This is a genomic window from Microcystis sp. M165S2, from assembly GCF_020245885.1.
In the GTDB taxonomy this organism is placed as follows: Bacteria; Cyanobacteriota; Cyanobacteriia; order Cyanobacteriales; family Microcystaceae; genus Microcystis.
This window is the reverse complement of sequence record NZ_JADBTZ010000285.1, coordinates 1-7,717: the sequence shown is the minus strand read 5'-3', so window position 1 is coordinate 7,717 and position 7,717 is coordinate 1. Positions and strand designations below refer to the sequence as shown.

The 7,717-nt window shown below is 42.1% G+C and carries 10 protein-coding genes; 4 read left to right on the top strand and 6 right to left on the bottom strand.

Annotation, left to right across the window (positions count from 1 at the left end; all coding sequences use genetic code 11):
• Nucleotides 1-197: 197 nt before the first annotated feature.
• Entirely contained in the window at nt 198-527 is a 330-nt protein-coding gene (locus tag IM479_RS14415; protein ID WP_287686225.1) for a hypothetical protein, read from the top strand.
• A 40-nt stretch (nt 528-567) separates the two neighbouring features.
• A complete protein-coding gene (locus tag IM479_RS14410) occupies nt 568-846 on the top strand; it encodes a DUF4164 domain-containing protein (protein WP_286825032.1) in 279 nt (92 codons plus the stop codon).
• Between the two features lie 76 nt (nt 847-922).
• Here the strand turns inward: IM479_RS14410 and IM479_RS14405 are convergent, their stop codons facing one another.
• Complete coding sequence (locus IM479_RS14405) at nt 923-1,687, bottom strand: ABC transporter ATP-binding protein (RefSeq protein ID WP_286825033.1); 765 nt, start codon at nt 1,685-1,687, stop codon at nt 923-925.
• Between the two features lie 64 nt (nt 1,688-1,751).
• A complete protein-coding gene (locus IM479_RS14400; RefSeq protein ID WP_287686224.1) occupies nt 1,752-2,564 on the bottom strand; it encodes an inositol monophosphatase family protein in 813 nt (270 codons plus the stop codon).
• 61 nt (nt 2,565-2,625) lie between these two features.
• Here IM479_RS14400 and scpB point away from each other — a divergent pair, with 61 nt between their 5' ends.
• Together scpB and IM479_RS14390 are read left to right on the top strand one after the other, a co-directional pair.
• Complete coding sequence (gene scpB / locus IM479_RS14395) at nt 2,626-3,144, top strand: SMC-Scp complex subunit ScpB (RefSeq protein ID WP_286825035.1); 519 nt, start codon at nt 2,626-2,628, stop codon at nt 3,142-3,144.
• A gap of 137 nt (nt 3,145-3,281) precedes the next feature.
• Nucleotides 3,282-3,632 carry a DUF760 domain-containing protein gene (locus IM479_RS14390; RefSeq protein WP_002803308.1) on the top strand — a complete coding sequence of 117 codons (351 nt, stop codon included), beginning with the start codon at nt 3,282-3,284 and terminating at the stop codon, nt 3,630-3,632.
• Nucleotides 3,633-4,121: 489 nt separating this feature from the next.
• Here the strand turns inward: IM479_RS14390 and IM479_RS14385 are convergent, their stop codons facing one another.
• The 4 genes from IM479_RS14385 to IM479_RS14370 form a co-directional block, all read right to left on the bottom strand.
• Complete coding sequence (locus IM479_RS14385) at nt 4,122-4,985, bottom strand: NAD(P)-dependent oxidoreductase (protein WP_286825037.1); 864 nt, start codon at nt 4,983-4,985, stop codon at nt 4,122-4,124.
• Nucleotides 4,986-5,011: 26 nt separating this feature from the next.
• A complete protein-coding gene (locus IM479_RS14380) occupies nt 5,012-5,671 on the bottom strand; it encodes a class I SAM-dependent methyltransferase (protein ID WP_287686223.1) in 660 nt (219 codons plus the stop codon).
• Between the two features lie 13 nt (nt 5,672-5,684).
• The gene (locus IM479_RS14375) at nt 5,685-6,527 is read right to left on the bottom strand and encodes a DUF6671 family protein (protein ID WP_287686222.1); all 843 of its coding nucleotides are present in this window, start codon (nt 6,525-6,527) and stop codon (nt 5,685-5,687) included.
• A 124-nt stretch (nt 6,528-6,651) separates the two neighbouring features.
• Nucleotides 6,652-7,509, bottom strand: coding sequence for a S1 RNA-binding domain-containing protein (locus IM479_RS14370; RefSeq protein WP_287686226.1), 858 nt, complete (start codon nt 7,507-7,509; stop codon nt 6,652-6,654).
• Nucleotides 7,510-7,717 lie beyond the last annotated feature (208 nt).

Below are 7,717 nucleotides of genomic sequence, written 5' to 3'. Positions count from 1 at the left end.
GTGTCAGTCTGTAGAGCGACCATAAGACCAGAACAGAGTAAATCTGTTAAGGCAGGTGCGAAACCCCGCAAGGGAAAGAAGCAGAAACCTAAATCGTGAGGTTTGGGAATCGCCGTCCGTTTACGGCGGTGAGGATGTCAAGAGAATGGGACTCCACTGTAGCGATCGCAACATAGGAAAATATAGGAGTTTAGCTCATGTCTAACGAAACCGTGACTTATTCCCTAGAAGCTGTTCTGACAAGGATTGAGGGGAAAATAGACTCTCTACAAAGAGATGTCAACAAGCTAGAAATAGGACAATCGGAGTTAAAAGGGGAGATTAAAGCCTTAGGGTTTAAGGTTGAGGGAATCGATAAAAGATTAGAAAAAGTAGAAAACGAGCAATCTATTTTAGTTAAGTCTGTTTCTGACTTACAGGGATTTCGGGGGTTAATTTTACCTCTGATTGTTGGGGGAATTAGTGCCGGCATCGGGGCAATAATCACCGTCGCCATTAGATTTTCTCTACTCGGTGGCAACCCATAAATAAGGCGATTACCCTGATCAAAATATAGGAGTTTAGCTCATGTCTAACGAAACCGTGACTTATTCCCTAGAAGCTGTTCTGACAAGGATTGAGGGGAAAATAGACTCTCTACAAAGAGATGTCAACAAGCTAGAGATAGGACAATCGGAGTTAAAAGGGGAGATTAAAACCTTAGATGAGCGACTAACCACAGAAATTAAAGGATTAACTGCAAGAGTCGCTAATCAGGAATTTACCAATCGAGGGATTTTAATCGCTTTGGTCGTTGCCATTTTAGGAGGGGCAGCTAAACTTTTTGGTTTTCTTCCCAATCCCTAACAGCGATGATGGGAAGCGTGGTTTTTAATTAGGAAGTTGCCGTTTTCTTTTCACTGATTACCAAAAAATTCCCACCCTACCCAATCACCTCGTGTAAATCCGTCGGTGCGAGATTAGGATAAACCACTTCACCATCTTTAAACCAGATAATGCGTCCAGAGTGACGCGCCACATCAGCCTCGTGAGTTACCATCACGATAGTAATGCCACTGTTATTCAATTCCGAGAAAATAGCCATCACCTCTTGGGTAGTTTTCGAGTCGAGCGCCCCTGTCGGTTCATCGGCAAGTAATAATATAGGTTGATTGACAATTGCCCTAGCAATAGCGACGCGCTGCTGTTGTCCCCCCGATAATTGATTGGGTTTATTGTGCAGTCGATTATCTAATTTTACCTTGGTTAAAGCAGCGATCGCTCTTTCCTTTCTTTCTTGGGGAGAAACCCCACCATAAATCATCGGTAACATGACATTTTCTAGCGCACTCATCTGGGGTAGAAGATGGAATTGCTGGAAAACAAAGCCGATTTTACGATTGCGAATCTGAGCTAAATCCCCATCCGGCAGCGTGGAAACGTCCAGATTTTCTAGATAATAAGACCCCGAGGTGGGACGATCAAGACAGCCGATAATATTCATCGCTGTGGATTTTCCCGAACCCGAAGCCCCCATAATCGCGCAATATTCCCCTTTTTTTAGGCTTAAATTGATGTTATTGAGGGCTTTAACCATGGTTTCGCCACTGCCATAGATTTTAGACACATTTTCGAGGCGAATAATTACTGGCTGATAGACTTCGGCTTTATCGTTGCGTTCGCTGAGAGAGGAAGTATCAAAACTCATGAAATAAATATAAATAGAGATAAAACCAATAAATGCAGCTATTCTAACCTGAGCAATTCTCCATTCAAGGAACATCCTTGAGAAAACCGACTAAAGGCAAGAAAACCGGCGCTAAATTCGATCGAGCCACGGCTAAACAGGGATAGGATCGATCCCGATAATTTTCCCCTACCCGCAAGGGAAAAATCTTTTCTCCTAAAGAGATAAATACTCCGTCCGCAGCCTGTAGAATTGCCCAAACCGCGGCAATATCCCAGACTTTCGGGGTTGCTTCCACTCCTCCCAAGACTGTGCCATCGGCAACCAAAAGCAGATTATAACTAGCCACTCCTATCATCCGCACTTTGCAGGGAAAGGGATTTTTTAGTACATCTGTGCTACGAGCGCAGAGATTAAACAGATGATTTTTGCTAGGAAAATCGTCGCTGGTGTGAATCGGTTGACCGTTGCGGTAGGCCCCCACCGGACCGGTTAAACCCGTCTCACCGCACCAATAACCATAATAGGCCTGTTTAAGGCAGGGGAGATAAACAAATCCGAACACGGGAGTCCCTCGGTAGAGAAGTCCTAGGGAAATGCCCCAGATGGGAACACCGCGAGTAAAATTAGTTGTGCCGTCGATCGGATCCACTACCCAACACCATTCTTGCTCCGGGAAAATATGGGTAGTTTCCTCGGTTAAGACTCCATGATCCTGGAAAGTGCTGGCAATTAGCGATCGCAATTGGCCATCGGACCAACGGTCGGCAGCCGTCACTAAAGTCCCGTCTGCTTTATTGGTGGCCTGTAATTTGCCAAAATCAGCCAGTAAGCGATCGCCCACTTGGCCGGTAGCCTGATAACAAAAGTCTAAAACCTGACTCCAAAAAGTTTCCATAATTTTCTCGTTCGTCTTCTAGTAGAATATCAAATCATTGTCTAAACTTAGGTAGTCGAGATTGAGCGCGGAACCCCACCAGGAGATCAGACTAGCTACCCGTCTAGAAGCGATACTTTATCTAAAAGGGCAGCCTGTCCCCTTAACCGAGATGGTGACATTAACTAACAGCGATCGCTTGACGGTGGAAGATGCCATGATCGAATTAATGTCCGATTATGCCCACCGGGATAGTGCCTTGGCAGTGGTGGAAACCCCCCTCGGTTATAGTTTACAATTGCGGTCAGCTTATCAGAATTTGATCGAAGACCTGATCCCGGCCGAATTAGGTACGGGAACCCTCCGTACTTTGGCAGCGATCGCACTAAAAGAACCGATTTTACAAGCGGATTTAATTAATTTACGAGGCAGTACGGCCTATCAACAGGTTCAGGACTTGGTAGAACGAGGATTTGTGAGAAAACGCAAGCAAAACGAAGGCAGATCCTACTGGTTAGAAGTAACCGATAAATTTCATCAATATTTCGAGGTTGACAATCTTAGGGAACAAGGTATTCTGGAACCTACCGATCAGGAATAAGGAGAGAGAGGGTATATTAGGGGTGAATGTTCCTGAATCACTGAGCTAAACTTGAAGAAGATGGGGGTGACTTCGGGCAATCGAGAAGAGCGATTTGTTAACCTAAATCTAATAACCACTACAGCGTGGGAGTTCTGATGACTTTTAATCCTGATTTTTTTCCCTGGGAAACCGAAGAACAAAATGATAACTGTTTGATGCAGTATCTCCAGCAGCAGCATCCTGAAACCCTTGAGAGAATAGCCCAATCGGTCAGTAGCGAAATTAAAGATATTATCTCGCAAAACGTCAAGGGATTGGTGGGAATGTTGCCCTCAGAGGATTTTGCGGTACAAATTACCACCGACCGCGAGAATTTGGCTAATCTTCTCGCTTCAGCGATGATGACAGGTTATTTCCTCGGTCAAGTGGAGAAGCGCCATCATTTAGAATCAATTTTGTTAGCTACAGAATCAATTAAATTGGGCAAAAAACCAAAAATAGATTAATCTTCACCCAAGACAGAGACACTTTCATCGGTGTCTCTATCAGTTTTTAGCCCCCTTTGGCAAAACTCACCATCACCAAAATCGAGAGTAGAATACCGGGGGCAAGTAAACCCGCTAATAATCCAAATTCAGTCAGCGTCATAGAAAAATATGCCCAAAATTCCATCACTTCCTACTCTAACCCCCTCTTCTGGCTACCTCAACAAAGCTTAAGGAAAATTTAAAGCCTTTTACCGTTTTTTTTCCTATCAGTAAAGTAAGTATTGCAGTTATCTTAATAATAAGCCTCAAAAATAAGGATTAAATTGCCTAAAATTTGTAAATAGACCATTTAATTGATTATTATTCATTCTTAATTCTCCTGACTACTGACTACTGGCTACTGACTCCTAACCCTAACAACAATTTTTGATTTTTACAAGAGGTCGAATGTTTACTTTTGTCCGACTAGACAAACCAAAGAGAGTCTTTTTGATGTTGGCAAGCGGTTTATAATTCTTTTTTCAGCGCCCCGTATAAAGCTGAATAATCTTGTTCTGCGAATCCCATTTCTAAAGCTTTTTCAAGAAGGCGCTGTACTCCTGTTAGGGGAAAAGTGGTTAAATCTAACCTCTCCGATTCCTCTAAAAAGAGATTGACATCTTTGAGTAAATGTTTAGTGGGAAAATTAGGGTTAGCATAATTTTTCTCTAACATTCTGGTTAATTTTTTGTCAAAAGTAGGCGCATATAAGGCACTTTGACGCAGGATAGTCATGAACTTTTCTAGCTCTACTCCTTGCTGGGATAAAAAAGCTAAACTCAAAGCAAAAGCACTGGTTAGAGCGGCAATTAATTGATTTAAAGCTAATTTTAACGCCGCAGCGGTTCCCACTTCCCCGATTAACATCGGTTCTTGACCAAAATGTGCTAATAAATTTGACCATTGATGGAACTGTTTCTCCGTTGCTCCCACCATAACTAAGAGAGTCCCCTTTTTAGCTTCGGGAATACTTCCTAACACGGGTGCTTCTAGATATTCTCCCCCTTTAGCAACAATTTGATCTCGCAGTTGTTTACTTTCAGAAGGAGCAATGGTTCCCATCTGGATAATAGTACGATTATTAAAGTTGGATTGCTCGGAATTTAATCCTAAAACCTCTTGGATAGCGGCGGCATTAGTTAACATTAAAATCAGACAATCTGCCTCTTGAATTACTTGCTCAGGAGAGCTAACTGTTTTGGCTCCCAACTGCTGTAAAGGTGTCAATTTTTCTAAGGTGCGATTATAGGCAATAACAGGAATTTTCTGATTTAATAATCTTTCTACCATTGGCGTTCCCATTAATCCCGTTCCCAAAAGTCCAACTTTCATAACTCGCTTTTCCCCTTATTTATTGATTAGTTTTTACTCGTTTTTATAGCTGTCCAATGACGTTCGGAAGACTGATAAATTTTAACATTTTCTAAGCCCGACTGCTGGATTAAATCTGCGATTTCTGCTAGGGTAAAAGCCGCTCGCAACGAGTCTTGAAATAGTTGCGCTTGTCGGGGAGAAAAATTAGGATCGATTTCCCTCACCATCCCCTTGATTATTTCCTCGGAATCGGGACGGAATAAATCTCTTAAAAAAATGCCACCATTGGGTTTTAAAACTCGCTTAATTTCCCGTAAAAAAGGCAGAGGATTTTCGAGATGATGGATTAAACTATTAGAAATAACTAAATCAAATTGCTCGGATTGGTAGGGAAGATTTTTTCCATCAACTTTCTCTAATTTGATCTGTTCTTGACAGTTAGCATTAAGGATATTTTTTTGACCAATTTCTAACATAGAATCGGCCAGATCAATAGCGATAATTTGCCATTGGGGACGTAGTTGACTGATCATAATCGGAATGCGTGCAGTACCGGTTCCTACATCTAACACCCTAGCATTAATACCGGCCAATTGTACGGCTTCTTTAGCGAAATTAGTATTAACTTCGGTGAAGTCCATGGCATCATATTCGAGCGCTTCTTCCCGATCATCCATTACTTCTGGTTCTAAAATTCTTTCCATAGAAAAGCTATCTTTAAGGATTACAATATTCACAATACATCGGATCGGCGGTTTTTTGACCGTTGGGAAAGAGTTTTTCCTCTCGATAATCACACCTTTGACAACCGTATAGTTCCAGTTTAATTAAAGAGGTGGGAAAGTGACATAAACCACAGGGTAAACCCGATGTTATTTCGATAATATCAAACCCCGGACAACCACAATTAGGACATAATTGATTAAGTTTCTGAACCAGATTTGCTGTTGCGGCAACAATTGCTTTCATGCGCGTGGGATTGTGCATAGCACGCATATCGGTTTCTAGGTGTACTTTGCCGTTTTTGTCAAGAATATCTTCAACAATTTTAACTAAATTTTTCCGGTCGGTAATTCCCTTAAAAATATTCTCGGAGTCGAGAGAATTTTTATCAAACATCACCACTAAACCATGACTAGGAAACCCTATTTTTTCGGCAAATTCTAAAGCATCTGCTAGATTAGTTACAGTTTGGTGAGCGTGATTAGTTTCCGTGACTATTGCTTGACCAATTATTTCTAGATTATGGACTCGATCGAACAATAAAATCAATTCACGATTACAGGAAACTAGCGGCAAGTTGGGATAGGGATAAAAACTACCCTCACTAGCAATTCCGATATCGTATCCCGAAAGCTCGATCGCTTGTTGTGCCTTTCTGCGAGCGGTTTCAATTTGTGTCCCGATGCGCTTAATATCCCGGGTAAAAGTGCCAAAGCGATCGGTATCAAAATTATCGGGTACAATCACCTTAAGTCCTATTTCTTGCGCTAAAATCGGTGCAATTACCCGCTCTTTTCCGTGCATAGTCCCTAAAATTGCTATCCGATCTTGAAACATCTTGGTCAAGTAAAAAGGAGACAGGAGAGAGGAGACAAATTCACCTGATAACTGATGGTGGGTTACGGCGAATACTAAATAGGTGGTAAAATATCTAAATTATTGTCGCCTAACCCACCCTACGCTAACTTTCGGGTGTTTTTTCCTGAGCTTGTTTTAATCTTTCTGCTGCTGTTTCCATGACTTCTGCAAAGTTTTCGAGAATTTCGCCGGGGTGTGCTTCGAGGATTTTTGTGGATAGGGAAATGCGATTTTTATATTCGTCAATTTCCGCGACTACCACTTTAATTGCTTGACCAACTTTAAAGAAAGTCATGGGAGAATTAAAAGAGGCTCCTGTCACCTGTTTAGCATGGAGTAATCCCGTCACTCCACCGCAATCGACAAAGACACCGTAGGGTTGTAATTTAACCACGGTGCCACTTAATAATTTACCCACAGCTAATTGACTGATAGCGTTAGCGCGAGCAATTTCTCGCTGAGATAAAACTAATTTATTATTTTCTTGATCGATTTGAATAAAAGTTGCGGTTAAAAGTTGTCCGATCAGGGAATCTAAATCATTTTTTTCGATTAAATGGGAGCGAGGGATAAATCCTTTTAATCCCTCCACTTCTCCCGTCACTCCCCCCTTATTCACCCCCGTGACGCGCAGCTGCACCGACTTGCCACTTTCAGAGATTTCCCTGACATTTTCCCAAGCTTTTTGCAGTAATAATTGCCGCAGAGACAGGGTAACTTGTCCTTCCGCATCCTGTCCACGGGTAATCAGAAAATCGAATTCTGCATCTATGGGTAAAGCTTCGGCAATGGAAGGAACATTTTCCAGGGAAATTTCCCTTAAAGAAATAAAAGCGGAGGATTTGCCGCCAATATCGATGAATGCTCCATCGGAGGTGTGTTGATCGACTCTCCCGCGCACGATCTGCCCTTTTTCAAATTGATAATCGTATTGATCAAGAGCTTTGGCAAAATCGTCCATGGAAAAGGCAGGGTTCGGTGTCATGATAAATAGAATGGTTACAAGTATAATTTCGATCTGCTTCCAGTTTGACACTCCTGGGCCTAAAGGCGTGAGGATTCTTGAGCTAATCACAGCCCTTTCTGGTTTCCCTTACTTAGGTCTTACACGATTATGTCTGAACCGAACCTACTAGAATATCACTTGCTATCTAGTTATCCTTTTTCTG